At 67.5% G+C, this 25,332-nt stretch carries 23 protein-coding genes and 10 tRNA genes; 31 read left to right on the forward strand and 2 right to left on the reverse strand.

What is annotated here, in order from left to right:
- Positions 1-39 precede the first annotated feature (39 nt).
- From lspA to O9280_RS10185, 5 genes are all read left to right on the forward strand, one after another.
- Positions 40-561 carry a signal peptidase II gene (gene lspA / locus O9280_RS10165; RefSeq protein WP_298341983.1) on the forward strand — a complete coding sequence of 174 codons (522 nt, stop codon included), beginning with the start codon at positions 40-42 and terminating at the stop codon, positions 559-561.
- Positions 558-1,514, forward strand: coding sequence for a 4-hydroxy-3-methylbut-2-enyl diphosphate reductase (gene ispH / locus O9280_RS10170; protein WP_298341985.1), 957 nt, complete (start codon positions 558-560; stop codon positions 1,512-1,514). The genes lspA and ispH overlap by 4 nt, the downstream gene beginning before the upstream one ends.
- Before the next feature lie 37 nt (positions 1,515-1,551).
- Positions 1,552-1,627: transfer RNA gene (locus tag O9280_RS10175), tRNA-Thr, on the forward strand.
- 194 nt (positions 1,628-1,821) lie between these two features.
- Positions 1,822-3,216: a DNA repair protein RadA gene (gene radA, locus O9280_RS10180; RefSeq protein WP_298341987.1), complete on the forward strand. Its 1,395-nt coding sequence runs from the start codon at positions 1,822-1,824 to the stop codon at positions 3,214-3,216.
- Complete coding sequence (locus O9280_RS10185) at positions 3,217-3,792, forward strand: GNAT family N-acetyltransferase (protein WP_298341990.1); 576 nt, start codon at positions 3,217-3,219, stop codon at positions 3,790-3,792.
- A 15-nt stretch (positions 3,793-3,807) separates the two neighbouring features.
- On the opposite strand, the gene ccsA is transcribed toward O9280_RS10185, so the two are convergent.
- The gene (gene ccsA / locus O9280_RS10190) at positions 3,808-4,602 is read right to left on the reverse strand and encodes a cytochrome c biogenesis protein CcsA (RefSeq protein WP_298342486.1); all 795 of its coding nucleotides are present in this window, start codon (positions 4,600-4,602) and stop codon (positions 3,808-3,810) included.
- A gap of 116 nt (positions 4,603-4,718) precedes the next feature.
- On the opposite strand from ccsA, the gene ffh reads away from it, so the two are divergent.
- The 6 genes from ffh to O9280_RS10220 all read left to right on the forward strand — a co-directional run bounded on the left by ffh (position 4,719) and on the right by O9280_RS10220 (position 8,824).
- Positions 4,719-6,095, forward strand: coding sequence for a signal recognition particle protein (gene ffh, locus O9280_RS10195; RefSeq protein ID WP_298341992.1), 1,377 nt, complete (start codon positions 4,719-4,721; stop codon positions 6,093-6,095).
- A gap of 149 nt (positions 6,096-6,244) precedes the next feature.
- On the forward strand, positions 6,245-6,493 hold the full coding sequence (gene rpsP, locus O9280_RS10200; protein WP_298341994.1) for a 30S ribosomal protein S16: 249 nt from the start codon (positions 6,245-6,247) through the stop codon (positions 6,491-6,493).
- Positions 6,494-6,536: 43 nt separating this feature from the next.
- On the forward strand, positions 6,537-7,043 hold the full coding sequence (gene rimM / locus O9280_RS10205) for a ribosome maturation factor RimM (RefSeq protein WP_297875781.1): 507 nt from the start codon (positions 6,537-6,539) through the stop codon (positions 7,041-7,043).
- An 11-nt stretch (positions 7,044-7,054) separates the two neighbouring features.
- On the forward strand, positions 7,055-7,807 hold the full coding sequence (gene trmD, locus O9280_RS10210; protein WP_298341996.1) for a tRNA (guanosine(37)-N1)-methyltransferase TrmD: 753 nt from the start codon (positions 7,055-7,057) through the stop codon (positions 7,805-7,807).
- Between the two features lie 94 nt (positions 7,808-7,901).
- Positions 7,902-8,279 carry a 50S ribosomal protein L19 gene (rplS, locus tag O9280_RS10215; RefSeq protein ID WP_297875783.1) on the forward strand — a complete coding sequence of 126 codons (378 nt, stop codon included), beginning with the start codon at positions 7,902-7,904 and terminating at the stop codon, positions 8,277-8,279.
- Between the two features lie 167 nt (positions 8,280-8,446).
- Positions 8,447-8,824 (forward strand): RNA-binding S4 domain-containing protein, encoded by a 378-nt coding sequence (locus O9280_RS10220; RefSeq protein ID WP_298341998.1) that lies wholly within the window; start codon positions 8,447-8,449, stop codon positions 8,822-8,824.
- Between the two features lie 3 nt (positions 8,825-8,827).
- On the opposite strand, the gene mutS is transcribed toward O9280_RS10220, so the two are convergent.
- A complete protein-coding gene (gene mutS / locus O9280_RS10225; protein WP_298342000.1) occupies positions 8,828-11,401 on the reverse strand; it encodes a DNA mismatch repair protein MutS in 2,574 nt (857 codons plus the stop codon).
- 50 nt (positions 11,402-11,451) lie between these two features.
- Between mutS and O9280_RS10230 the strand changes: the two genes are divergently transcribed.
- From O9280_RS10230 to O9280_RS10325, 20 genes are all read left to right on the forward strand, one after another.
- Positions 11,452-11,961, forward strand: coding sequence for a CinA family protein (locus O9280_RS10230; RefSeq protein WP_298342002.1), 510 nt, complete (start codon positions 11,452-11,454; stop codon positions 11,959-11,961).
- A gap of 69 nt (positions 11,962-12,030) precedes the next feature.
- Positions 12,031-12,675: a transcriptional repressor LexA gene (lexA, locus tag O9280_RS10235; RefSeq protein WP_298342005.1), complete on the forward strand. Its 645-nt coding sequence runs from the start codon at positions 12,031-12,033 to the stop codon at positions 12,673-12,675.
- 174 nt (positions 12,676-12,849) lie between these two features.
- The gene (recA, locus tag O9280_RS10240; protein WP_297864996.1) at positions 12,850-13,884 is read left to right on the forward strand and encodes a recombinase RecA; all 1,035 of its coding nucleotides are present in this window, start codon (positions 12,850-12,852) and stop codon (positions 13,882-13,884) included.
- Positions 13,881-14,420: a regulatory protein RecX gene (locus O9280_RS10245; protein WP_298342009.1), complete on the forward strand. Its 540-nt coding sequence runs from the start codon at positions 13,881-13,883 to the stop codon at positions 14,418-14,420. Before recA ends, O9280_RS10245 begins: the two co-directional genes overlap by 4 nt.
- Before the next feature lie 105 nt (positions 14,421-14,525).
- Positions 14,526-17,180 carry an alanine--tRNA ligase gene (alaS, locus tag O9280_RS10250; protein WP_298342011.1) on the forward strand — a complete coding sequence of 885 codons (2,655 nt, stop codon included), beginning with the start codon at positions 14,526-14,528 and terminating at the stop codon, positions 17,178-17,180.
- Between the two features lie 180 nt (positions 17,181-17,360).
- The gene (csrA, locus tag O9280_RS10255) at positions 17,361-17,576 is read left to right on the forward strand and encodes a carbon storage regulator CsrA (protein ID WP_298342013.1); all 216 of its coding nucleotides are present in this window, start codon (positions 17,361-17,363) and stop codon (positions 17,574-17,576) included.
- A 42-nt stretch (positions 17,577-17,618) separates the two neighbouring features.
- A tRNA-Ser gene (locus tag O9280_RS10260) sits at positions 17,619-17,711 on the forward strand.
- Positions 17,712-17,861: 150 nt separating this feature from the next.
- Positions 17,862-17,938: transfer RNA gene (locus O9280_RS10265), tRNA-Arg, on the forward strand.
- Positions 17,939-18,057: 119 nt separating this feature from the next.
- A tRNA-Pro gene (locus O9280_RS10270) sits at positions 18,058-18,134 on the forward strand.
- Positions 18,135-18,204: 70 nt separating this feature from the next.
- Positions 18,205-18,281, forward strand: a tRNA-Arg gene (locus tag O9280_RS10275).
- An 11-nt stretch (positions 18,282-18,292) separates the two neighbouring features.
- Positions 18,293-18,369 (forward strand) — tRNA-His (locus O9280_RS10280).
- Positions 18,370-18,423: 54 nt separating this feature from the next.
- A tRNA-Lys gene (locus O9280_RS10285) sits at positions 18,424-18,499 on the forward strand.
- A gap of 34 nt (positions 18,500-18,533) precedes the next feature.
- A tRNA-Leu gene (locus O9280_RS10290) sits at positions 18,534-18,618 on the forward strand.
- 103 nt (positions 18,619-18,721) lie between these two features.
- Positions 18,722-20,020: a trigger factor gene (tig, locus tag O9280_RS10295; protein WP_298342016.1), complete on the forward strand. Its 1,299-nt coding sequence runs from the start codon at positions 18,722-18,724 to the stop codon at positions 20,018-20,020.
- An 18-nt stretch (positions 20,021-20,038) separates the two neighbouring features.
- Positions 20,039-20,662 (forward strand): ATP-dependent Clp endopeptidase proteolytic subunit ClpP, encoded by a 624-nt coding sequence (gene clpP, locus O9280_RS10300; RefSeq protein WP_297864881.1) that lies wholly within the window; start codon positions 20,039-20,041, stop codon positions 20,660-20,662.
- Between the two features lie 106 nt (positions 20,663-20,768).
- Positions 20,769-22,058, forward strand: coding sequence for an ATP-dependent Clp protease ATP-binding subunit ClpX (gene clpX / locus O9280_RS10305; protein WP_297875791.1), 1,290 nt, complete (start codon positions 20,769-20,771; stop codon positions 22,056-22,058).
- A 123-nt stretch (positions 22,059-22,181) separates the two neighbouring features.
- Entirely contained in the window at positions 22,182-24,647 is a 2,466-nt protein-coding gene (gene lon / locus O9280_RS10310) for an endopeptidase La (RefSeq protein ID WP_298342019.1), read from the forward strand.
- Positions 24,648-24,842: 195 nt separating this feature from the next.
- Positions 24,843-25,115: an HU family DNA-binding protein gene (locus tag O9280_RS10315; protein WP_297864878.1), complete on the forward strand. Its 273-nt coding sequence runs from the start codon at positions 24,843-24,845 to the stop codon at positions 25,113-25,115.
- 16 nt (positions 25,116-25,131) lie between these two features.
- A tRNA-Val gene (locus O9280_RS10320) sits at positions 25,132-25,206 on the forward strand.
- A 10-nt stretch (positions 25,207-25,216) separates the two neighbouring features.
- Positions 25,217-25,293 (forward strand) — tRNA-Asp (locus O9280_RS10325).
- Positions 25,294-25,332: the final 39 nt, after the last annotated feature.

Consider the following 25,332-nt stretch of genomic DNA (forward strand, 5'->3'; position numbering starts at 1 on the left):
GGGCGGCCCAAGCCCCACGCGCCGAGTGATCCCGCTTCCGTGACCGATCCGACCCCTACCGCTCCGACCCGCGACGTCGCCGCCCCGAACGCGCTGGCGTGGCTGTGGCTGTCCGCCCTCGTCATCGTCCTCGACCAGGCCAGCAAGCTCCATTTCCTGTCGATCCTCGAGTACGGCGGCCCGACCATTCCCGTCATCGACGGTTTCTGGGAATGGCAACTCGCGAAGAACCACGGCGCCGCCTTCAGCTTCCTCGCGGGTGCCTCGGGCTGGCAGCGGTGGTTCTTCAGCGCGCTCGCCCTCGGCATCAGTGCCTTGTTGGCGTACTGGCTGCGGCGCATGCCGCGCGGGCACTGGATCGAGGCCTTGCCTTTCGCGCTCATCATCGGCGGGGCGCTGGGCAATCTCATCGATCGCGTGCGCTTCGGCTACGTCGTCGATTTCGTGCACTGGTACTGGCGCGATTTCAGCTGGCCGGTGTTCAACGTGGCCGACTCGGCGATCGTTGCCGGCGCGGTGTTGCTCGTGATCGCCAGTTTCTTCAGCGGGGAACGGAAATGAGCTTCGATGTCCTGCTCGCGAACCCGCGGGGCTTCTGCGCCGGCGTCGACCGCGCGATCGAGATCGTCGACCGGGCGCTCCAGCAGCTCGGTGCGCCGATCTACGTCCGCCACGAAGTCGTCCACAACAGGTTCGTGGTGGAGGACCTGCGGGCCAAGGGCGCGGTGTTCATCGAGGATCTCGCCGACGTGCCACCCGGTGCGACGCTGATTTTCAGTGCCCACGGCGTGTCGCAGGCCGTGCGCAACGAAGCGGCCGAGCGTGGCTTCAAGGTGTTCGACGCCACCTGCCCGCTGGTGACCAAGGTGCACATCGAGGTCACGCGCCACTGCCGGGCCGGCCGCGATGTCGTGCTGATCGGCCATGCCGGCCATGTCGAGGTCGAGGGCACGATGGGGCAGTGGCGCAAGGAGGCGGGCACGGGCTCGATCTACCTCGTGGAGGACGTCGAGCAGGCCGAGCGGATCACCATCGCCCAGCCCGGGAACGTGGCGTTCACCACGCAGACGACGCTGTCGGTCGACGACACCAAGGACATCATCGCGACGCTGCAGCGCCGTTTCCCCGCGATGCAGGGGCCGCGCCACGACGACATCTGCTACGCCACGCAGAATCGCCAGGACGCCGTGCGCGACCTGGCCGCGCGCTGCGACCTGATCCTCGTGGTCGGCAGCCCGAGCAGTTCGAATTCCAATCGACTGCGCGAACTGGCCGAGAAGAACGGCGTCGAGGCCTACCTCATCGAAGGGGCGGAGCATGTCGAGCCGCGCTGGGTCGACGGCAAGCGCTGCGTGGGCGTCACGGCTGGGGCTTCCGCGCCTGAACTGCTGGTCCAGGGCGTGATCGCACGACTGGCCGAACTGGGCGGCGGGGCGGCGACGGAGCTTTCCGGCAAGCCCGAAGACGTCGTCTTCGCCCTGCCCAAGGAACTCCGCATCAGCCTGGTCGATTGACCGCGGGCCGACGGCCCCCTAAAATCCCGCGTCTGATGCCGGTGTAGCTCAGTTGGTAGAGCGGCGCATTCGTAATGCGTAGGTCGGGGGTTCGAGTCCCTTCTCCGGCACCATCAGTCCCCTCGGCTTCCCGCAGACCCCTAGCGGTCACCTGCTTGCTGCGGTGGCGGTGCGTTCCTTCTCCCTCGTTCGCGTTCGTCAGCCGGTGCTCCGGCCGGCGACGGTTGTTGCGTGCCAACTGCCGTCGCGTCTCGTGTCCTGCGATCCGCGCATGGCAAGCTGGCGTCCGGATCGAAGGAGCATCGGCGTGGCGGTCACCGGCAACAAGTCCAAGGCGAAGACGGCCTACGTCTGCACCGATTGCGGCGCGAGTTACTCGAAGTGGCAGGGGCAGTGCGAGGCCTGCGGTGCGTGGAACACGCTGTCGGAGATCGTCCTCGAGCCCGCCTCGGCCAAGGCGAATCCCCGCCACGGGAACTGGGCCGGCGCGCCGGAACAGGCCCGCATCACGCCGCTGGCATCGGTGAAGCACGAGGCCGAGTCCCGCGTGTCCACTGGCATCGGCGAGCTCGATCGCGTACTCGGCGGCGGCCTCGTCGAAGGCTCGGTGGTGCTGGTCGGCGGTGATCCTGGCATCGGCAAATCGACCCTGCTTCTGCAGGCCATTTCGGCCATGGCCGCGCGGGTGCCGGGCCTTTATGTCACCGGTGAGGAGAGCCTCTCCCAGGTCGCCGGGCGCGCGCAGCGCCTGGGCCTCGGCATCGACGGCGTGCAGGCGCTCGCCGAAACCTGCGTCGAGCGCATCCTTTCGCAGGCGGCGCAGGCCAAGCCGCGGCTGATGATCGCCGACTCCATCCAGACGCTGTGGTCGGAACTGCTTACCGCGGCGCCCGGCTCGGTGAGCCAGGTGCGCGAGAGCGCCGCGAAGCTCGTTCGCTTCGCCAAGGAAACCGGCACGGCGGTTTTCCTCGTCGGCCACGTCACCAAGGAAGGCGGTATCGCCGGCCCGCGCGTGCTCGAGCACATGGTCGACGCCGTCCTCTATTTCGAAGGCGAGGCCGGCAGCCGCTTCCGCGTGCTCCGCGCCTTCAAGAACCGCTTCGGCGCCGTCAACGAACTCGGTGTCTTCGCGATGGGCGACAAGGGTCTGCGCGAGGTGTCGAATCCGTCGGCGATCTTCCTTTCCGGCGCGCGCTTGCCGCAGCCCGGCAGCGCGGTGATGGTGACGCGCGAAGGCACGCGGCCGCTGATGGTCGAAGTGCAGGCCCTCGTCGATCAATCCCCGCTCGCCAATCCGCGCCGCGTCGCGCTGGGCCTCGAACAGAACCGCCTCGCGATGCTTCTCGCTGTGTTGCATCGCCACGGTGGCGTCGGCGTGTTCGACCAGGACGTGTTCGTCAACGTCGTCGGCGGCATCCGCGTGCAGGAAACCGCCGCGGACTTTCCCGTCCTGCTCGCGGTGCTCAGTTCGTTGCGCGATCGCCCGCTGCCCGAGAAGACGATCGCGTTCGGCGAAGTGGGTCTATCCGGCGAGTTGCGGCCGGTACCGAACGGCGAGGAACGGCTGAAAGAGGCCGCGACGCACGGCTTCAAGCGCGCCGTGGTGCCGAAGGCCAACGCGCCGAAATCCGGCCGCGTCGGCGAGATGGAAGTGATCGGTGTCGAGCGGCTGTCGGAAGCGCTGGAACAGGCGGTGGACTGAGTGGAGGACGCCCGCATCCGCCAACCGTTCGTCGTGCCGTTCGATGGCGGCTGCGTCCGGCCTTGGGCATCGGATGATGCCGAGGCCATGGTGCGGCACGCCGACAACCCGCGAGTCGCACGATTCCTCTCGATGCGCTTTCCGAGCCCGTACACCCGCGAGGATGCCGCACGCTGGTTCGCCTTCCTGCAGTCGCAAGACGATCCGGAGGGCTGGGCCATCGAGATCGAGGGCGCGACGGTGGGGGGTGTCGGTTTCCGTCGCGGTGAAGGCGAGTTCGCCCACAGTGCTGAACTCGGCTACTGGCTGGGCGAAGCCTACTGGGGCCGTGGCGTGATGACGCGAGTCGTGCGTGCCGTGCTGCCCGTGGCCATCCGGCGCTGGGGGCTGGCGCGGGTGACGGCTTATGCCGCGACCGCCAACCATGGCTCGATCCGCGTGCTCGAGAAGACCGGCTTTGTCCGCGAAGGCACCCTGCGAGCTCGCGCCATCCGCGGTGGCGAGGTGCAGGACCATTTCGTTTTCGGCTGGGTGGATGAGGCGCGTTTGGCCGATGTCGCGGCGGCCTGCCGCTGAGGCCGCGCGCAGGCCTCAGCGCGTCAGCAGGAACTCGTAGACGAAGCGGCTGCCGAAGAACGCCAGCCCGAGCAGCAGCATGGCGGCCAGCGTCCAGCGCGCGGCCTTGGCGCCGCGCCAGCCCCAGCGCCAATGGCCGAACAGCAGGGTGGCCAGCACGGTCCAGCTGAGCAGCGACAGCACGGTTTTGTGCACCAGGTGCTGGGCGAACAGGTTCTCGACGAACACCAACCCCATCGCCAAGGCCAGCGTCAGCAGGGCGAAGGCCGCGACCAGCGTGCGGAACAGCAGGCTCTCCGATTGGGTCAGCGGTGGAAGAATCCTTACCACCCCGGTGATGCGGCGCTGCCGCAGCGCGCGTTCCTGCAGCCACAGGCCGGCCGCGAACAGTGCCGCCAGCGCCAGCGCCGCGTAGGCCAGCAGGGCCAGCCAGGCGTGCATCAGGATCGGCCAGGGGAGGTCGTTGCTGCCGCTTCCCGGTTGTGCGCCGAGGGCATAGGTCAGCACGCAGGCGGCGGCCACCGGGAATACCACGACGCCGAGGGCTTCGAGCCGTTCGAGGCGGGCGGCCGCGACCGTGAGGGCGGCCATGCCGAGGCTCACGAGGGAGAGGGCCGCGAAGAAATGCAGGTCCGGCGCTCCCCTCAGGTGCCCGGCCCAAACGTGCAGGCCGAGTTGTAGAAGGACGCCGTTGCCGGCTAGCAGCAGGGGCCAGAGTGCACCGTGTGCCGATCCGCCGGCCTGCAGACGACGCACCAGCCCGAGGGCGGCGAGCGCATAGGCGAGCGCGGCGAGGGCCGCGAGGATCAGGTCGGTGGGCATGCCGGAAGTGTCGCACAGCGTCGCTCGAATCGAGAACGCCTCGCATCGGCCCCGGGGCTATACTTCGCGCCCCGCTTTCCCGCGTCCCTGCAGCGCTTTCCGCCATGTTCGAGTCCCTGACCCAGCGCCTTTCCGGCACCCTCCAGCGCCTCCGCGGCCGCGGCCGCCTGAGCGAGGAGAACATCCGCGAGAGCCTGCGCGAAGTCCGCATCGCCCTGCTCGAGGCCGATGTCGCCCTGCCGGTGGTGCAGGCCCTGATCGAGCGCATCAAGGTGCGCGCGGTTGGTCAGGAAGTGCTGCAGTCGCTCACCCCGGGGCAGGCGCTGATCAAGGTCGTCCGCGACGAGATGACGCTGGTGATGGGCGGGCAGGGCGCCGAGCTCTCGCTGGCCCAGCAGCCGCCGGCGGTGATCCTGATGGCCGGCCTGCAGGGCGCTGGCAAGACGACCACGGTCGGCAAGCTCGCCAAGCACCTGAAGGAGCGCCGCAAGAAGAAGGTGATGGTGGTCAGCTGCGACGTCTACCGTCCGGCCGCCATCGCCCAGCTCGAAACGCTCGCCGGCCAGGTCGGCGCGCTGTTCCATCCGTCCGAGGCCGGCCAGAAGCCCGTCGACATCGCCCGCGCGGCCATCGATGCCGCGAAGCGCAACGTCGCCGATGTCCTGATCGTCGACACCGCGGGTCGCTTGGCCATCGATGCGGAAATGATGGCGGAGATCAAGGCGCTGCACGCCGCGGTCGATCCGATCGAGACTCTGTTCGTCGTCGATGCCATGACCGGCCAGGACGCAGCCAACACCGCCAAGGCCTTCGCCGAGGCGCTGCCGCTCACCGGCGTGGTGCTCACCAAGACCGACGGCGACGCCCGCGGCGGTGCGGCCCTGTCGGTGCGCTACATCACCGGCAAGCCGATCAAGTTCGTTGGCGTCGGCGAGAAGCCCGACGGCCTCGACGTGTTCCATCCCGAGCGCGCCGCGGGCCGCATCCTCGACATGGGCGACGTGCTGTCGCTGGTGGAGGAGGTCGAACGCAGCGTCGACAAGGACAAGGCCGCGAAGCTCGCCGAGAAGGTCGCGAAGGGCAAGCGCTTCGACCTGAACGACCTGCGCGACCAGATGCTGCAGATGCAGAACATGGGGGGGCTCACCGGGCTGATGGACAAGCTCCCCGGCATGAGCCAGATCCCCGACAGCGTGAAGGCGCAGGTCACCGGCAAGGAAGTGCCGCGGATGATCGCGATCATCAACTCGATGACGCCGAAGGAACGCCGCAATCCCGACCTGCTGAATGGCTCCCGCAAGGCGCGCATCGCGAAGGGCTCCGGCACCAGCCCCGCCCAGGTGAACCAGGTCTACAAGCAGTGGCAGCAGATGGAAAAGATGATGTCCAAGCTGTCGCGCGGCGGCATGAAGGGCATGCTGCGCGGGATGCAGGGAATGATGGGCGGCCGGGGCTTCCCCGGCGGCGGCTTTCCGCGCTGAGGGCTGGTCCGGCGAGCCTGAACGGCGTCCCGGTGTTGCGGCCCCTCCTGGTCCTTGGCTTTGCCTTTTGAGGCTGGCCCCGCTAGACTTTCCAATTCCCTGCCCCTGAAAGGGCAGGTATGACCCCAAGAACTACAGAGCAAACAGCAATGGTCAAGATCCGCCTGGCTCGCGGTGGCGCCAAGAAGGCCCCCTTCTACCACGTCGTCGTCACGGACGGCCGCAACGCCCGCGATGGCCGCAACATCGAGCGCGTCGGTTACTACAACCCGGTCGCCCGTGGCGCCGAGAAGCGCGTCGAGATCGACTCCGATCGCGTGAAGCATTGGGTGTCGCACGGCGCGCAGATGACCGACAAGGTCGCGCTGCTGGTCAAGGAAGCGGCCAAGGCCGCCTGATCCCGTTGCGCCACGGCCCGCCCGCTGGCGCACGAGACCTGCAATGAGCACCGAGCGCCGCATCCTGTTGGGCAGGGTGATCGGCGCGTTCGGCGTTCGGGGTGAGCTGAAGCTCGAGTCCTGGACGAATCCCCGCGACGCGCTGTTCCGCTACAAGCCCTGGATCCTCGTCCATCGTGGCGAGGAAAGCCTCGTGTCCGGGGCGAAGGGCAAGCTGAACCCGAACGGTTCGATCACCGCCCGCCTCCCCGACGTGGAAACCCGCGACGACGCCGAGGCCATCGTCGGTGCCGAGATCTGGGTGCTGCGCTCGCAGCTGCCGCCCTCGAAACCCGGCGAGTACTACTGGGTTGACCTCGAAGGCCTCAAGGTCGCGACCATCGACGGCGTCGAGCTCGGCACGATCTCGCATCTGTTCAACAACGGCGCCAACGACGTGATCGCCATCAAGGGCGAGCGCGAGCGCTATCTGCCCTACACCCCGGACGTCGTGCGCGAGGTCGACCTCGACGGCGGCCGCATGCTCGTCGACTGGGATCCCGAGTTCTGATCGGCGCGCCCATGCGCATCGACGTCCTCACGCTGTTTCCGGATTTCATCGCCCAAGCGGCTGGTGTCGGCGTGGTCGGTCGCGCCGCCGAGCGTGGGCTGATCGCGGTGAAGGGTTGGAACCCGCGCGATTACGCCACCGGCAATTACCGGCGCGTCGACGAGCGTCCGTTCGGCGGCGGCCCGGGCATGCTGATGCTGCCGGAGCCGCTCGAAACCTGTCTGGCCGCAGCACGTGCCGACGGTGCATCGGGACCGGTCATCTACCTCTCGCCGCAAGGGCCGCGATTCACGCAGGCCAAGGCCCGCGCACTTTCGGCCACGCCCGGATTCCTCCTGCTTTGCGGCCGCTACGAGGGCGTCGACGAACGTTTCCTCGACGCGCATGTCGATGAAGAGCTGTCGATCGGCGATTACGTGTTGTCCGGCGGTGAACTGGGCGCGGCGGTGGTCATCGATGCCGTGGGCCGCCTGCTCGCCGGAGCACTGAACGACGCGGCGTCGGCGGTGCAGGACAGTTTCGAGGACGGCCTGCTCGACTGCCCGCACTACACCCGTTCGGAGTCGATGGGGACCGACGGGGTGCCGGAGGTGCTCCTTTCCGGCGACCACGCGAAGATCGCCCGGTGGCGGCGTCAGCAGTCGTTGGGCCGGACCTGGCTCCGCCGCCCGGACCTCCTGGCCCGGATGGACCTGAGCCGCCAGGACCGGGCCCTGCTCGCCGAATTCATCGCCCGTCAAGTTTCGAGCCCCGACAGCCCCTAGCGCCGGCTGTCAAGACGGGGGTATACTTTCCGACTCGCCCGGGCTACGTGCCTGCGTGGCGCGGCATCTAGAAGAACTACACAGGTTTAAAGCCATGAGCCAGCTCAACAAGTCGATCGTCGCCCAGTTCGAGGCCGAGCAGATCCAGCGTCAGCTTCCCGCGTTCAGCCCGGGCGACACCGTGATCGTCAACGTCAAGGTGAAGGAAGGCAACCGCGAGCGCGTGCAGGCCTTCGAAGGCGTGGTCATCGCCAAGAAGAACGGCGGCCTGAACTCCTCGTTCACCGTCCGCAAGATCTCGCACGGCTTCGGCGTCGAGCGCGTGTTCCAGACCCACAGCCCGATCATCGACTCGGTCGAAGTGAAGCGCTACGGCAAGGTTCGCGCCGGCAAGCTGTACTACCTGCGTGATCTCGAAGGCAAGGCGGCGCGCATCAAGGAAGACCTGGCGGCTCGCAAGTCGGCCCAGTAATCCCGGCCGCGCAAGCGCCAATCCCGGACGGCCGCCTCGCGCGGCCGTTCGTGTTTCCGGCCTCCGCCTCCATGATCCTTACGATGCGACGACGCCTCCGCTTACTCGAAGCGCCCGCCGGCGCGCCTTCGGGGGCTGCGGGCCCCGTTGTCGAGGACACGGCGTGCGTGCGTCTCGATCTCTGGCTCTGGGCGGCTCGCTTCTTCAAGACCCGCGCGCTCGCGAAGAAGGCCATCGAACTCGGTCAGGTGCGCATCGACGGCCAGACGCTGAAACCGAGTCGCACGGTACGCCCCGGCATCGTGATCGCCGTCGAGCGGGCTGGTGAGCGTTACGAAGTCGAAGTCCGCGGCGTCGCTGACCAGCGCGGTTCGGCCAGCGTGGCGCAGCAGCTGTACGTTGAATCGGAAGCATCGACCGCCGCCCGCCTTGCGGAGCGCGAGAAGCGGCGTTTCGAAGCACAGGGCTACCAAGCCCCCGAGACGCGGCCGAACAAGCGCCAGCGCCGCCTGATCCAGGCCTTGGGCGACCTCGACGCGCTGTAGCGGCTACAGCATCGCCTTGATCCGATAGAGCGCTTCCAGCGCCTGCTTCGGCGTGAGCTCGTCCGGGTCCACGGCGGCCAGCGCATCGAGCGCCGGCGGCGGGCTGCGGAACAGCGCCATCTGCGCCGGCTGCTCGATGGCAGCAGGCGACGTCGCGGTCGCCGGCATGTCACGGCTGCGCTGCTCCAGTTCCGCGAGTGTGCGTCGTGCCTCGCCCAGCACCGCGCGCGGCAGGCCCGCGAGGGCCGCCACCTGCAGGCCGAAACTGCGGTTCGCTGGGCCGTCCTTCACCGCGTGCATGAAGACCAGCTTCTCGCCGTGTTCGACGGCGTCGAGATGCACGTTGGCGATGCCGTTGCTGCCGTCGCCGGCCAGCGCTGTCAGCTCGAAGTAGTGCGTGGCGAACAGCACGAAGCCGCGATTCACGTTCGCAAGATGCAGCGCGCAGGCCTGCGCCAGCGCGAGGCCGTCGTAGGTCGAGGTGCCGCGGCCGATCTCGTCCATCAGCACGAGCGAGTGCGCGGTGGCGTGGTGGAGGATGTAGGCCGTCTCGCTCATCTCGACCATGAAGGTCGATTGGCCCTTGGCGAGGTCGTCGCCGGCGCCGATGCGCGTCAGGATGCGGTCGACGGGCCCCAGCACGCAGCGCGAGGCCGGCACGAAGCTGCCCGCGTAGGCCAGCAGTGCGATCAGCGCCGCTTGCCGCATGTAGGTGCTCTTGCCGCCCATGTTCGGGCCGGTGATCACCAGCATCCGCCGCTCGGGCGAAAGCACGAGGTCGTTCGGTTCGAACGGTGCCTCGCGCACGGCCTCGACCACCGGGTGGCGGCCGCGCTCGATGCGGATACCGGGCTCCGAGACGAGCTGCGGTTCGACCCAGTCCAGCGCCAGCGCGCGCTCGGCGAAGGCGGCGAGTACGTCGATCTCGGCCACCGCTTCGGCGGCGGCCTTCAGCGGGTTCAGCACGGCGTTGAGGCCGTCGAGCAGGTCTTCCCAGAGCTGCTTCTCGCGCGACAGCGAACGGTCGCGCGCCGAGAGCACTTTGTCCTCGAACTGCTTCAGCTCGTCGGTGATGTAGCGCTCGGCGCCCGTCAGCGTCTGCCGGCGGCTGTAGTGCAGCGGGGCCTTGTCGGCCTGGCCCTTGCTGATCTCGATGTAGAAGCCGTGGACGCGGTTGTAGCCGACCTTCAGCGTCGCGATGCCGGTGGCGGCGCGCTCGCGGGCCTCCAGATCCAGCAGGAATTGATCCGCATTGGTCGAGAGCACCCGCAATTCGTCGAGCTCGGCGTCGAAACCCTCGGCGATGACGCCGCCGTCCACCAGCTTCAGCGGCGGCTGCGGCGCGATGGCTTTCTGCAGCCAATCCGAGGTGTCGGCGTGCTCGCCGAGCCGTGCGAGCAGGGCGGCGAGGCGCGGCGAATCGAGCGGCGCCAATGCCTCACGCAAGGCAGGGAAGAGCGCGAGGCCATCGCGCAGGGTGGACAAATCGCGCGGTCGCGCCGAGCGCAGGGCCACGCGCGACAGGATGCGTTCGAGGTCGCCGACGCGGCGCAGCGCCTCGCGCAGGCCGTCGAAAGCGCGGGAGTCGAGCAGGCTGCGCACGGCGTGGTGGCGCTCGGCGACGACCGTCTGGGTGCGCAGCGGCCGGTGCAGCCAGCGCCGCAGCAGGCGGCCGCCCATCGGCGTGATCGTGCTGTCCACCACGCCTAGCAGGGTGTGCGCCGTGTTGCCGTCGACTCGGGTGTCGATTTCGAGGTGGCGGCGGGTGGCCGCGTTCAGCGCGATGGCCTCGTCCGCGGCCTCGATGGCGATGGCCGTCAGGTGCGGGAGTTGCTGCTTCTGCGTCTCCTCGACGTAGCCGAGCAGGGCGCCCGCAGCGGCCGTGGCCAGCGGCTTGCCTTCGAGGCCGAAGGGCGAGAGGTCGTGCAGATTGAAAAAGCGCAGCAGGGCGCGGCGCGCGCTGTCGGCGTCGAACAGCCACGGCGCGCGGCGACGGGCGCCCTGACGCTGCGTCACCGCCGACGGCCAGCCGTCTTCGTCCGGCACCAGAACTTCGGCGGGTTCCAGTCGCGCGATTTCCGCGGCGAGCGCGTCCTCGTCGGCGACCTCGTTGGCGAGGAAGCGGCCGCCGGCGAGGTCAGCCCAGGCCAGGCCGTACCCGACCTTGCCGCGCACCACCGCCATCAGCAGCGTGTCGCGGCGCTCCTGCAGCAGGGCCTCGTCGGTCACCGTGCCCGGGGTGACGATGCGGACCACCTTGCGCTCGACGAGGCCCTTGGCCAGCGCCGGGTCGCCGATCTGTTCGCACACCGCCACCGATTCGCCCAATGCGACGAGGCGGGCGAGGTAGCCCTCGTAGGCGTGCACCGGCACGCCGGCCATCGGGATCGGCGCACCGCCCGACGAGCCTCGCTGCGTCAGCGTGATGTCGAGCAGGCGCGCCGCCTTGCGGGCGTCGTCGTAGAACAGCTCGTAGAAGTCGCCCATCCGGAAGAACAGCAGCAGGTCCGGGTGCTCCGCCTTGGCGGCGAAGAACTGCTTCATCAGCGGGGTGTGCTGCGGGGCGTCGCTGGCCATTCGGAACGCGCGGGCTGACCGGTCGGGCAAGGGCCGGCTAGTCTAGCGGGATGGACACGCCCTACCTCCCCACCGATGCCGAGTTGGCCGCGCTGGCGCGGCAGCTCGCCGATGCCTTGGTCGCCCAGCGCCTCTTCGTCAGCACCGCCGAAAGCTGCACCGGTGGCTGGATCGCCAAGACCCTCACCGATCTCGCCGGCAGTTCGGCGTGGTTCGACTGCGGCATGGTCGCCTACAGCTACGAGGCGAAGCAGGCCATGCTCGGCGTGCGGCCGCAGACGCTCGAGCGCGAGGGCGCCGTCAGCCGCGAGACCGTGATCGAGATGGTTTCGGGCGCGCTGGTCCATTCGGCCGCGTCGGTCGCCGTGGCGGTGACGGGCATCGCCGGCCCCGGGGGCGGGACGGTCGACAAGCCGGTCGGCACCGTCTGGATCGGCTGGAAGCGCCGCGGCGGCTACCCGAAGGCCGAGGTGTTCCATTTCGCCGGCGACCGCGAGGCGGTGAGGCGGCAGACCATCGCGGCGGCGCTGCGGGGACTGCTGGGCTTGACCGCCGGCTGACGGGAGGGGGAACCCCTCGCAGGGCCCTGGGGGTTGTGGTGCTGGTCGGTTAGTAGTATTACTACCCACATGCCGCTGACCGACGTCCAGACCGCCATCCTCGAACTGATCGCCGAACGCATCGAATCGGAGGGCATGCCGCCTTCGCAGACCGAGATCGCCCGCGCCTTCGGCTTCAAGAGCGTGCGTGCCGCGCAGTACCACCTCGAGGCCCTCGAGGCCGCCGGGGCCATCGAGCGCCTGCCGGGCAAGGCGCGCGGCTTGCGCGTGCTGCAGGCCCCGGCCAAGGCGCAGTCGGCCCTCCCTCTGGCGCCATCGACCGACGACGACGCAGTGCGCCTCCCGGTGTTGGGCCGCGTGGCCGCGGGCCAGCCGATCGGCGCCGATATCGGCAGCGACGCCACGGTCGTGCTGGATCGCCACGTCTTCCACCCGACGCCCGATTACCTGCTGCGCGTCCAGGGCGACTCGATGCGCGACGAGGCCATCCTCGATGGCGACCTGATCGGCGTGCGTCGCACCGCCGATGCCCGCCACGGACAGGTCGTCATCGCCCGGGTGGACGGCGAGATCACCGTGAAGGTGCTGCACTTCGGGGGTGACGGCCTGCGGCTGATGCCGCGCAATCCCGAGCACGCGCCGATCGCCGTCGCCGAAGACCAGGATTTCGCCATCGAAGGCCTGTTCTGCGGACTGCTGAGGCCGTCGCGGTGAACGCCGACATGCGCGTTCGATTCCTTCGCACCGGGGTGAGCGGTGTTTCCCGCTGCCCCGCGATGTGCCCGGCCCCGATCCTTTCCCTGCGTTACGCCGCTGTCTCAGTCCGTGCGAAACGCCTCCCCCAGACTCCTCTCCACACCCTCTGACCCGAGACCCGACATGACCGCGATTGACGAAAACAAGAAGCGCGCCCTCACTGCCGCCCTGACCCAGATCGAACGCCAGTTCGGCAAAGGCACGGTGATGCGCATGGGCGACAAGAACGTGGAAGCCGCCGAAGTCATCGGCACCGGCTCCCTGATGCTCGACATCGCGCTCGGTATCGGCGGCCTGCCGAAGGGCCGCGTCATCGAGATCTACGGGCCGGAGTCCTCGGGCAAGACCACGCTGACCCTGCAGGTCATCGCCGAGTGCCAGAAGGCGGGCGGTACGGCGGCCTTCATCGACGCCGAGCACGCGCTCGACCCGATCTACGCGCAGAAGCTGGGCGTCAAGCTCGACGACCTGCTGGTCAGCCAGCCGGACACGGGTGAGCAGGCGCTGGAAATCGCCGACATGCTCGTGCGTTCGAACGCCGTCGACGTGGTGGTGGTCGACTCGGTCGCTGCACTGACCCCGAAGGCGGAAATCGAGGGCGAAATGGGCGAGATGCAGGTCGGCCTGCAGGCCCGCCTGATGAGCCAGGCCCTGCGCAAGCTCACCGGCAACATCAAGCGCAGCAACACGATGGTGATCTTCATCAACCAGCTGCGTATGAAGATCGGCGTGATGATGCCGGGCCAGAACCCCGAGACCACCACCGGCGGCAACGCGCTGAAGTTCTACGCGTCGATCCGTCTCGACATCCGCCGCATCGGCGCGGTCAAGAAGGGCGACGACATCATCGGCAACCAGACCAAGATCAAGGTGGTCAAGAACAAGCTGGCGCCCCCGTTCAAGCAGATCGTCACCGAGATCCTCTACGGCGAGGGCATCAGCCGCGAGGGCGAACTGATCGACATGGGCGTGGATGCCAAGCTCGTCGAGAAGTCGGGCGCCTGGTACAGCTACGGGACCGAGCGCATCGGTCAGGGCAAGGAAAACGCCCGCGCCTGGCTCAAGGACAACCCGCGCCAGTGCGCCGAGCTCGAGGCCAAGCTGCGGGAACTCTACGTTCCGGCCGAGAGCCGCAGCGAAGAGTCCGAAGAGCCGGCTGACGCGTGAGTGGCGAGGGCGCCGACGACCGCGAGCCATCCCCGCGCGGTCGTCGCGAGCGCCCAGCGGTTCCTGCCTACCAGCGGGCCCTCGGGCTCCTGGTCCGGCGCGAGCACTCAGCCACCGAGCTGAAGCGCAAGCTGCGTGGGAAGGGCGTCGAGGTCGACGAGCTCGACGCCGCCGTTGAGACCCTGCAGCGGCAGGGCTTCCAGGACGATCGCCGCTACGCCGAGGCCCTGGTTCGAAGCCGTGCGCTGGCGGGGCAGGGCCCGATTCGCATCCGCGCCGAGTTGCGCGTGAACGGCGTGCCAGCGGTCGATGTCGACGCGGCGTTCGAGGCGGCGGAAGCCGAGGGCCTTGATTGGGCGGACACCGCGGCTCGCATCGCGGCTCGCTTCCTTCCCGCGCTTCGAGCTGCCGGGCGGGGGCCGGAGGCGATCAAGCTGCGGCACAAGGCCGTGGGCTTCCTGCTGCGGCGGGGGTTTTCCCAGGACCAGGCCCGGCAGGCCTTGGCCCTGCGTTCCGAGGGCGACGACGAGGTCTGAGCCACTCCCCGCGCGCCCCCTGCTAACCTTGAAGGCTGTGTCCGCCTCCCATGTCGGCATGACGCGGCCCCGGCCGTGCCCTTCCGACCCGCCTTCAGGTTCCGCATGAAAACCAGCGCCGAGATCCGCCGCGACTTCCTTGAGTTCTTCCAGTCGAAGGGCCACACGATCGTTTCGTCCAGCCCGCTCGTTCCGGGCAACGACGCCACCCTGCTGTTCACCAACGCCGGGATGGTGCAGTTCAAGGACGTGTTCCTCGGCGCCGAGAAGCGCAGCTACACCCGCGCCGTCTCCTCGCAGCGCTGCGTGCGTGCTGGCGGCAAGCACAACGATCTCGACCAGGTCGGTTACACCGCGCGCCACCACACCTTCTTCGAGATGCTGGGCAACTTCAGCTTCGGCGACTACTTCAAGAAGGACGCCATCTGCTGGGCTTGGGAGCTGCTGACCGAAGTCTGGAAGCTTCCGAGGGAACGCCTGCTCGTCACGATCTACCACACCGACGACGAGGCCTTCGCCATCTGGAACCAGACGGTCGGCATCCCGGCCGAACGGATCATCCGCATCGGCGACAACAAGGGCGCGCCGTACGCCTCGGACAACTTCTGGCAGATGGCCGACACCGGCCCCTGCGGCCCGTGCACCGAGATCTTCTACGACCACGGCGCCCACATCGCGGGTGGCCCGCCGGGCTCGCCGGATGAAGACGGCGACCGCTTCATCGAGATCTGGAACAACGTCTTCATGCAGTTCGACCGCCAGCCCGATGGCAGCCTGCTGCCGCTGCCGGCGCCCTGCGTCGACACCGGCATGGGCCTCGAGCGCCTGGCGGCCGTGCTGCAGCACGTGCACAGCAACTACGAGATCGACCTGTTCCAGCACCTGATCAAGGCCGCGGCGGCCCTGACGGACACCAAGGACCTCGAGCACAAGTCGCTCCGCGTCATCGCCGACCACATCCGCGCCGCCAGCTTCCTGATCGTCGACGGCGTGCTGCCGTCGAACGAGGGCCGTGGCTACGTGCTCCGCCGCATCATCCGTCGCGCCACCCGCCACGTGTGGAAGCTTGGCGCGCTGAAGCCCGAGGGCGTGTTCTGGCGCATGGTCCAGCCGCTGGTCGAGGCCATGGGCGGGGCCTATCCGGAGCTGAAGGCGCAGCAGGGCACGGTGGAAGCGGCGCTGAAGGCCGAGGAGGCCGCGTTCGCGACCACGCTCGATGCCGGCATGCAGCGCCTCGATGCCACCCTGTCGAAGGCCGGCGTCGTGTTGGATGGCGAGGCCCTGTTCCAGCTGCACGACACCTACGGCTGCCCGCCCGACCTGATCCTCGACATCCTTCGCGAGCGCAGCCTCTCGCCCGCCGTGGATGCGCTGTCGGTCTACGAGCAGCGCATGAACGAGCAGCGCGAGCGCGCCCGCGCCGCCGGCAAGTTCGGCGGCGGCATCGTCATGCCCGCCGAGCTCATCGCCAAGCTGAATCCCACGCAGTTCCTCGGTTACGAGTCGATGGAGGCCGAGGACTGCCGCATCGTCGCGCTGCTGCGTGACGGCAAGCCGGTGGAGCGACTCGCCGCGGGCGAGGAGGGCGTGGTCCTGCTCGACAAGACCAGCTTCTACGCCGAGTCGGGCGGCCAGGTCGGCGACACCGGCCGCCTCATCGATGCCCGCGGCGACGCTTTCGACGTGCAGGACACGCTGAAGCTTGCCGGGCAGTTCCATGCGCACCTCGGCCGTGTCAGTGCCGGTGGCCTCGCGCTCGGCGATCGCTTGTCGGCCCGCGTGGACGGCGAGCGCCGCCAGGACGTCGTGCTGAACCACTCGGCCACCCACCTGCTGCACGCCGCCCTGCGCACGGTGCTGGGCGAGCACGTCACGCAGAAGGGCTCCCTCGTCGCCCCCGATCGCCTGCGCTTCGACTTTTCGCACTTCTCCGCGATCACGCCGGAGCAGCTCGCCACCATCGAGTCGATGGTCAACGCGGAAGTCCGCCGAAACGCCGAGGCGGAAGTGCACCACATGGGTATGCAGGAAGCGCTCGACTTCGGCGCCATGGCGCTGTTCGGCGAGAAGTACGGCGAGCGCGTGCGCGTGCTGCGCATGGGTGAATTCTCGACCGAGCTCTGCGGCGGCACCCACGTGCACCGCACCGGCGATATCGGTCTTTTCAAGATCGTTTCGGAGGGCGGTGTCGCCGCCGGCGTGCGCCGCATCGAGGCGGTCACCGGGCGCGGCGCGCTGGCCGAGATCGCGGCGCAGGAGGCTGTGCTGGAGCAGGCTGCCGATCTCGTCGGCGGTCGTGCGTCCGATCTGCTCGACAAGCTGCGTGGCCTGCTTGATCGCCAGAAGAAACTCGAGCGCGAGATCGAGTCGTTCAAGGCCAAGGCGGCGGCAGGCGCCAGTGCGGATCTCGCGTCGCAGGCCGTCGAAGTCGGTGGCGTCAAGGTCGTCGCTGCACGCCTCGAAGGCTTCGATGCCAAGGGGCTGCGCGATGCCGTCGACAACATCAAGCAGAAGCTCGGCGACGTCGTCGTCATCCTCGCCGCGGCCAACGATGGCAAGGCCAGCCTGATTGCCGGCAGCCACGGTGCCGCGCTCGCCAAGGTCAAGGCCGGCGACCTGCTCTCGCACGTGGCGCAGCAGGTGGGCGGAAAGGGCGGCGGGCGTCCCGACATGGCGCAGGGCGGCGGCAATGACGGCGACGCCCTGTTCGCGGCGTTGGCGGCGGTTCCTGCGTGGGTGGCGGGCAAGCTCGGTGCCTGAGCGTGCGGCGGATGCTGACGAAACTTGCCTTTTCCAAAGCCCCGGCGCGTTGCGTGTGAAGTCCAGCGCGCCTAGTATCGGCGGTCTGTGCGGTGCGTCGTGCAGAGCCGATCAGGCTGCGGTGGGCTCGGATGCCGCCGCGGTCCGGTGTAGGAAGAACCCCGGACGAGGAACACGCGTATGTTGATTTTGACCAGGCGGGTCGGTGAAACCCTGATGATCGGCGATTCCGTGACCGTGACGGTCCTCGGCGTCAAGGGCAATCAGGTGCGCATCGGCATCACCGCCCCGAAGGAAGTCGCGGTGCATCGCGAAGAGATTTTCCAGCGCATCCAGCGCGACGAAGCAGGCAAAGGGCCAGCCAGAGGCAAAGAAGATTTGCCCGGAGAGGCGTGAGCCGTTACTCTTTGTGCCCGCGCCGATGAGGTGCGGGTCGACGGAGTGATGCCCGAGAGGCCGAAGGGGCTCCCCTGCTAAGGGAGTATAGGGTCAAAAGCTCTATCGAGGGTTCGAATCCCTCTCACTCCGCCACGTCGATGCCGCCCTCGGGCGGCGTCTTCGTCTGGCGGGAATGGATCGCCAGCGCGTTTGCATCAATCGCATGCGTCGCGGTGGTGGTTCAGAAAAGTGGGTTCCGGGGCTTGACGTCCTGACATCCACTCCGCATAATTTCACTTCTACGCGCCCGTAGCTCAGTTGGATAGAGCACCAGGCTACGAACTTGGGGGTCGGAGGTTCGAATCCTTCCGGGCGCGCCATCGATCAAACAAGGTGCTTCGGCACCTTTTTTGTTCGGAGGAGAGACGCGGCATCGCGTCGATCCAGTGGTCCAACACAATTCGCGTGGCAGTCGTTCTTCGCCCGACCGCTTCAAAGCCGGGGTATAGCTCAGTCTGGTAGAGCGCCAGCTTTGGGAGCTGGATGTCGGGGGTTCGAATCCCTCTGCCCCGACCAGTTGCGTGGTCTGGTGGTGTCGATAAGCTGATGCCCCGGCGTCGGGTCCGGTGGGTCCATCCGTTTCTGAGCGCCCGTAGCTCAATCGGATAGAGCACCGGCCTTCTAAGCCGGCGGTTGCAGGTTCGATTCCTGCCGGGCGCGCCAGTTTCAATGTGGTGGATGTAGCTCAGTTGGTTAGAGCACTGGATTGTGATTCCAGGGGTCGCGGGTTCAAATCCCGTCTTCCACCCCAGCCCTTCAGTAGGGCATAATTCGCCTTCGCAGTCGCGTCGGCGACGAGGTTTCCGGGCCGTTAGCTCAGTTGGTAGAGCAGCGGACTCTTAATCCGTAGGTCCTAGGTTCGAATCCTAGACGGCCCACCAAACCTCGAACGCCGCTTCGCCTGCTCCAAAGCCTGCGAGAGTGGCGAAATTGGTAGACGCGCTGGATTTAGGTTCCAGTGGGGCAACCCGTGAGAGTTCGAGTCTCTCCTTTCGCACCAAGCAGCATCCGGTGCGGAGGATTTGAGGCCTGACTCCGCGGGTTTTTTCGTTTCCAGCGCGCGCGACGAGCGCGGCACAACACGCGACATTTCAGGAGTCACCATGCACGTTTCCGTTGAATCCATCGGCAGCCTGGGGCGCAAGCTTTCGGTCAGCGTCCCGGCCGAGCGCCTCGAGAGCGCCGTGGGCAACCGCCTTCGCGAGCTGTCGCGCACGGTGCGCATGAACGGCTTCCGCCCGGGCAAGGTCCCCGCGAAGGTCATCGAGCAGCGCTTCGGCTCGCAGGTGCGCTCCGAGGCTTATTCGGATGTCGTGCGCGACACCTTCGGCGAGGCGCTGCGCCAGCAGAACCTGCAGCCGGTGGGCCAGCCCGAGATCAACGCCGAAGGCGGCGTGGCGGAAGAAATCCGCTACACGGCCACCTTCGAAGTGGCGCCGGACTTCGGCGACATCGACATCACCAAGCTCGCGATCCAGCGCGCCGCCGCGTCGGTCGAAGACACCGACATCGACAACATGATCGAGACGCTGCGCCAGCAGCGCCGTTCGTGGAACGTCGTCGAGCGCGCGGCGCAGGCCGGCGATCTCGTCAACGTCGAGAACTTCGCCATGGTCGATGGCAAGCGCCTGCCTGAAGAAGGCGTCGAGCGCGGCGTGACGGTCGTCGGCAGCAATATGCTGTTCCCGGCGATCGAGCAGGCCCTCGTGGGCCTGTCGGCCGGCGAAGAGAAGACCGTCGACGTCACGTTCCCGGCCGACTGGCGCGTCGCCGAGCTCGCCGGCAAGACCGCGCAGGTCAACGTCAAGGCGGCCAAGGTCTCCGAGCAGAACCTCCCGGCGATCGACGATGCCTTCATCAAGAGCTTCGGCGTGAAGTCCGGCAAGCTCGACAAGTTCCGCGATGAAGTGCGCAGCAACCTGCAGCGCGAACTCAAGGGCGCGCTGTCGGCTCGCCTGCGCTCGGAAGTGGCCCAGAAGCTGGTCGCCGCCTACGCCCACATCGAGCTGCCGCCCCGCCTGATCGAGGCCGAGGCCCGCTCGATGGCCGCCCAGGCCGCCGAGAACGCCCGTCGCCAGGGCCAGAACGTTGGCCAGGTCGACCACGCCCCGTTCATGGAGGCCGCGCGCAACCGCGTTTCGGCCGGCCTGATCGTCGGCGAGGTGGCCAAGCGCAACAACCTGCGCCTGGACGCGAAGCGCGTGAACGAAGCCATCAACCTGATCGCCTCGACCTACGAGGATCCGCAGCAGGTGGTTGATCTTTACCGCAACGACCCCAATCTGATGCAGGGCCTGCAGGCGCGCGTGATGGAAGAGCAGGTGATCGACTGGATCGCCGAGCGTGCGCAGGCGACCGACGTGGCGATGTCCTTCACCGACGCGCTGCGCCCGAACGCCTAAACCGAACCGGAGCGCCCCATGGAACCGACCAAGAGCCTCAACCTCGTCCCGATGGTGGTCGAACAGACCGCCCGCGGCGAGCGCGCGTACGACATCTACTCGCGCCTCCTGAAGGAGCGGGTGATCTTCCTGGTGGGTCCCATCGACGACTACATGGCGAACGTCGTGGTCGCCCAGCTGCTGTTCCTCGAGGCGGAGAACCCCGAGAAGGACATCAGCCTGTACATCAACTCGCCGGGTGGCGTCGTCACCGCCGGCCTGGCGATCTACGACACGATGCGCTTCATCAAGCCGGACGTGAGCACCATTTGCGTCGGCCAGGCCTGCTCCATGGGCTCGTTCCTGCTGGCCGCCGGTGCCAAGGGCAAGCGCTACGCCCTGCCGAACTCCCGCGTGATGATCCACCAGCCCTCGGGCGGTGCGCAGGGCCAGGCGACCGATATCGCCATCCAGGCCAAGGAGATCCTGTATCTCCGCGAGAAGCTGGCCCGCGAGTACGCCGCCAACACCGGCAAGTCGGTCGAACAGATCGAGAAGGACCTCGAGCGCGATCTCTTCATGAACGCGGAAGAATCGAAGACCTACGGCCTCATCGATGCCGTGCTCGAGCGCCGTCCGGACGACACGGTGCAGGCCGGCTGAACGCCGCCGTTTTCCCCTTCACGCCGTGCCAGCACCCCGGGGCTTCCGCTCCGGGGTGCCGGTGCTATTCTCGGGCCGAGACCGCTGCCCCCGGGTTTCCCAAGAAATGACCGACGACCGACCCAGCCGCCCCGCCGACAGTTCCAAGATCCTCTACTGCTCCTTCTGCGGAAAGAGCCAGCATGAGGTGCGGAAGCTGATCGCAGGCCCCAGCGTGTTCATCTGCGATGAATGCGTCGAGCTCTGCAACGACATCATCCGCGAGGAGCTCGAGGACAAGTCGCAGGCGGCGCGCAGCCACCTGCCCAAGCCCAAAGAGATCCTCGAGGTGCTCGACCAGTACGTGGTTGGCCAGCCCCGGGCGAAGAAGACCCTCGCCGTCGCGGTCTACAACCACTACAAGCGCATCGAATCGCGCCAGAAGGGCGACGACGTCGAGCTGGCGAAGTCCAACATCCTGCTGATCGGCCCGACCGGTTCGGGCAAGACGCTGCTGGCCGAGACGCTGGCGCGCCTGCTCAACGTGCCGTTCACGATGGCCGATGCCACGACGCTCACCGAAGCCGGCTACGTCGGCGAGGACGTCGAGAACATCATCCAGAAGCTGCTGCAGAAGTGCGATTACGACGTCGAGAAGGCGCAGCAGGGCATCGTCTATATCGATGAGATCGACAAGATCTCGCGCAAGAGCGAGAACCCGTCGATCACCCGCGATGTGTCGGGCGAAGGCGTGCAGCAGGCCCTGCTGAAGCTGATCGAAGGCACGGTCGCCAGCGTCCCGCCGCAGGGCGGCCGCAAGCACCCGCAGCAGGAGTTCCTGCAGGTCGACACGCGCAACATCCTGTTCATCTGCGGCGGCGCCTTCGCGGGCATCGAGAAGGTGATCCAGCAGCGCAGCACGGAGGCCGGCGGCATCGGTTTCTCGGCCAAGGTGAAGAGCCAGAGCAACAAGGCCGATGCCGGCAAGCTGATGGCCGACGTCGAGCCGGAAGACCTGATCAAGTTCGGCCTGATCCCCGAGTTCGTCGGTCGCCTGCCGGTGGTTGCGACGCTCGAGGAACTGGACGAAGCCGCGCTGGTGAAGATCCTCACCGAGCCGAAGAACGCCATCGCCAAGCAGTTCAAGAAGCTGTTCGACATGGAAGGCGTCGAGCTGGAGATCCGCCCGGACGCCCTGGCTGCCGTGGCCCGCAAGGCGCTGAAGCGCAAGACCGGTGCCCGTGGCCTGCGGACGATCCTCGAGTCGGTGCTCCTCGACACGATGTACGAGCTCCCCTCGAAGGAGAACGTCAGCAAGGTGGTGGTCGACGAGTCGGTGATCGAGCACAAGACCGAGCCCTACCTGATCTACACCACCCCGGCGCCGGCACCGCAACGTGCCGCTTCCGGCGACTGAGTTCGGGCGCCAACATGAATACCAACAAGCCCCGCCCGGTTTCCGAGGCGGGGCTTGTTGTTTCCGGGGCAGGGCGTCCCCATCCTGCGTCCATCGGCCGACACCGGCCGCAAGGAGCCTGACATGAGCCGCGAATCCACCCACGACCTGCCGATCCTGCCGCTGCGCGACGTGGTGGTGTATCCGCACATGGTCATCCCGCTGTTCGTCGGGCGCGACAAGTCGATCAAGGCGCTCGACGTGGCCATGGCCGCCGACAAGCAGATCCTGCTGCTGGCGCAGACCAGCCCCGAGACCGACGACCCCGCCGGCAGCGACCTGTACCGGATCGGCACGCTCGCCACCGTGCTGCAGCTGCTGAAGCTGCCCGACGGCACCATCAAGGTTCTCGTCGAAGGCGTGTCGCGCTTCAAGGTGAGCGACGTGCGCGATGTCGACGGTGCGCTGATGGGCCGCGGTGCCGTGACCGAATCGATCGCCGGCGACGATGAGCGCGAGGCCGATGTGGCCCGGCGTTCGCTGCTCGCCCTGTTCGAGCAGTACCTGAAGACCAACCGCAAGCTGCCGCCGGAGCTGATGACGACGCTGTCGGGCATCGACGATCCGGAGCGTTTCGCCGACACGGTGGCCGCGCACGTCAGCGCGCGTCTGGTCGACAAGCAGAAGGTGCTCGAGACCGCGAAGGTCATGGAGCGCATCGAGATGCTGATCGGCCTCGTCGAAGGCGAGATCGACGTACAGCACATCGAGAAGCGCATCCGCGGCCGAGTGAAGTCGCAGATGGAGAAGAGCCAGCGCGAGTACTACCTCAACGAGCAGATGAAGGCCATCCAGAAGGAACTGGGGGATGGCGAGGAAGGCACGAACGAGGTGGACGAGCTGGCGAAGAAGATCGCCAATGCCGGCATGCCCAAGCCGGTCGAGGCCAAGGCCAAGGCCGAGCTGAACAAGCTCAAGCAGATGTCGCCGATGTCGGCGGAAGCCACCGTCGTGCGCAACTACATCGACTGGCTGGTGGGCGTGCCGTGGAAGAAGCGCAGCAAGGTGCGCAAGGACCTCAAGGCCGCGCAGCAGGTGCTGGATGCCGACCACTTCGGCCTGGAGAAGGTGAAGGACCGCATCCTCGAGTACCTCGCCGTGCAGTCGCGCGTGTCGAAGATGAAGGGCCCGATCCTCTGCCTCGTCGGTCCGCCGGGCGTGGGCAAGACCTCGCTGGGCCAGAGCATCGCCAAGGCCACGAACCGCAAGTTCGTGCGCATGTCGCTGGGCGGCGTGCGCGATGAAGCCGAGATCCGCGGCCACCGGCGCACCTATATCGGCTCGATGCCGGGCCGCATCGTGCAGAACCTCAACAAGGTCGGTTCGAAGAACCCGCTGTTCGTGCTCGACGAGATCGACAAGATGTCGATGGACTTCCGCGGCGACCCGTCGTCGGCGCTGCTGGAAGTGCTCGACCCCGAGCAGAACCACAGCTTCAACGACCACTACCTCGAGGTCGATCTCGACCTTTCCGAGGTGATGTTCGTCGCCACGTCGAACTCGTTGAACATCCCGGGCCCGCTGCTCGACCGCATGGAGATCATCCGCATCCCCGGCTACACCGAGGAGGAGAAGCTCAACATCGCGACGCGCTACCTGCTGCCGAAGCAGCTGAAGGCCAATGGCCTGAAGGACGGCGAGTTGGTGGTCGCGGAGTCGGCGCTGCAGGACGTGGTGCGCTACTACACGCGTGAGTCCGGCGTGCGCAGCCTCGAGCGGGAAATCGCCAAGATCTGCCGCAAGGTGGTGAAGGAGATCGCGCTCGCCGGACCGATGCCCGTTACGAAGAAGACCGGTAAGCCCGCGGCGCGCAAGCCCATCAAGGTCGATGCGAAGAACCTCGACAAGTACCTCGGCGTGCGCAAGTACGACTTCGGTCGTGCCGAAGCGCAGAACGAGGTCGGCCTGGTCACCGGACTCGCGTGGACGGAAGTCGGCGGCGACCTGCTGCAGATCGAAGCCAGTCTTTCGCCGGGCAAAGGCGCGCTGCTGCTCACCGGGCAGCTCGGCGACGTGATGCAGGAATCGGCCAAGGCGGCGTACACCGTCGTGCGTTCGCGCAGCGCCGCATTCGGCATCGACCCGGACTTCCACCAGAAGTTCGACACCCACGTGCACGTGCCCGAAGGCGCGACGCCGAAGGACGGCCCGAGCGCCGGCATCGGCATGGTCACCGCGCTCGTCTCGGCGCTGACCAAGGTGCCCGTGCGCGCCGACGTGGCCATGACCGGCGAAATCACGCTGCGTGGGCGCGTGCTGCCGATCGGTGGGCTGAAGGAGAAGCTGCTCGCGGCGCTGCGCGGAGGCATCCGCACCGTGGTCATCCCGGATGAGAACCGCAAGGACCTCGTCGACCTGCCGAAGTCGGTACTGCAGGGTCTCGAGATCATCCCCGCCAAGTGGATCGACGAGGTCCTCGACGTGGTGTTGGAGCGTCCGCTGGTTCCCGTCGCCGCCCTGGCCAAGGAGGAGGCGCCTGCCACTCCCGAGACCGCCAAGGAAAAGGCCAAGGCCGATGACGGCGGAGCCGACGCGGGACGGGCACACTGACCGCGAAAACGCGCGCGACTGGAACCGCTGCAAGCCGCGCCGTTGCTGCGTTTCGCTTGTTGCGACGCTGAAATGCCGCTGGTATAACGGCACGCAGCCCCGGTCCTCGCACCGGCGGGCTGAATGCCGCTGGCGCCCGCAGGACGGTGCGCCGGCAGAACACATCCGCGGGGAAGCCCGCCCAGGGAGTCAAGAATGAACAAGTCTGATTTTGTCAACGCTGTCGCTGATGCCGCCGAGCTGTCGAAGGCCGATGCCGGTCGCGCCGTCGACGCCGTGGTCGAGACCATCAAGAAGGCGCTGAAGAAGGGCGACACCGTGACGCTAGTCGGCTTCGGCACCTTCGCCGTCCGCAAGCGCGCCGCCCGCCAGGGCCGCAATCCGCAGACCGGCGCGACCATCAAGATCAAGGCCTCGAAGTCGCCTGCATTCAAGGCTGGCAAAGCGCTGAAGGATGCAGTAAACTAACGTTCTCGCTCGCCTAGGGTGCTTAGCTCAGCGGTAGAGCGTCGCCCTTACAAGGCGAGGGTCGGGGGTTCGAAACCCTCAGCACCCACCAAGTTTTCGGCGGAGTGGTAGTTCAGTCGGTTAGAATACCGGCCTGTCACGCCGGGGGTCGCGGGTTCGAGTCCCGTCCACTCCGCCACTTTCTACTCAAAGGCGCCGCAAGGCGCCTTTGTTTTTT

It is taken from the genome of Silanimonas sp. (assembly GCF_027531545.1).
In the GTDB taxonomy this organism is placed as follows: domain Bacteria; phylum Pseudomonadota; class Gammaproteobacteria; order Xanthomonadales; family Xanthomonadaceae; genus Silanimonas.

Excerpts from the sequence above, each read along its gene's own strand:
- rplS (WP_297875783.1), top strand. The coding sequence starts at position 7,902 with ATGAGCCAGCTCAACAAGTCGATCGTCGCCCAGTTCGAGGCCGAGCAG.
- rimM (WP_297875781.1), top strand. The coding sequence starts at position 6,537 with ATGAGCACCGAGCGCCGCATCCTGTTGGGCAGGGTGATCGGCGCGTTC.
- tig (WP_298342016.1), top strand. The coding sequence starts at position 18,722 with ATGCACGTTTCCGTTGAATCCATCGGCAGCCTGGGGCGCAAGCTTTCG.
- alaS (WP_298342011.1), top strand. The coding sequence starts at position 14,526 with ATGAAAACCAGCGCCGAGATCCGCCGCGACTTCCTTGAGTTCTTCCAG.
- lexA (WP_298342005.1), top strand. The coding sequence starts at position 12,031 with ATGCCGCTGACCGACGTCCAGACCGCCATCCTCGAACTGATCGCCGAA.
- trmD (WP_298341996.1), top strand. The coding sequence starts at position 7,055 with ATGCGCATCGACGTCCTCACGCTGTTTCCGGATTTCATCGCCCAAGCG.
- csrA (WP_298342013.1), top strand. The coding sequence starts at position 17,361 with ATGTTGATTTTGACCAGGCGGGTCGGTGAAACCCTGATGATCGGCGAT.
- ffh (WP_298341992.1), top strand. The coding sequence starts at position 4,719 with ATGTTCGAGTCCCTGACCCAGCGCCTTTCCGGCACCCTCCAGCGCCTC.
- lon (WP_298342019.1), top strand. The coding sequence starts at position 22,182 with ATGAGCCGCGAATCCACCCACGACCTGCCGATCCTGCCGCTGCGCGAC.
- O9280_RS10315 (WP_297864878.1), top strand. The coding sequence starts at position 24,843 with ATGAACAAGTCTGATTTTGTCAACGCTGTCGCTGATGCCGCCGAGCTG.
- clpX (WP_297875791.1), top strand. The coding sequence starts at position 20,769 with ATGACCGACGACCGACCCAGCCGCCCCGCCGACAGTTCCAAGATCCTC.
- mutS (WP_298342000.1), bottom strand. The coding sequence starts at position 11,401 with ATGGCCAGCGACGCCCCGCAGCACACCCCGCTGATGAAGCAGTTCTTC.
- clpP (WP_297864881.1), top strand. The coding sequence starts at position 20,039 with ATGGAACCGACCAAGAGCCTCAACCTCGTCCCGATGGTGGTCGAACAG.
- ispH (WP_298341985.1), top strand. The coding sequence starts at position 558 with ATGAGCTTCGATGTCCTGCTCGCGAACCCGCGGGGCTTCTGCGCCGGC.
- O9280_RS10230 (WP_298342002.1), top strand. The coding sequence starts at position 11,452 with ATGGACACGCCCTACCTCCCCACCGATGCCGAGTTGGCCGCGCTGGCG.
- rpsP (WP_298341994.1), top strand. The coding sequence starts at position 6,245 with ATGGTCAAGATCCGCCTGGCTCGCGGTGGCGCCAAGAAGGCCCCCTTC.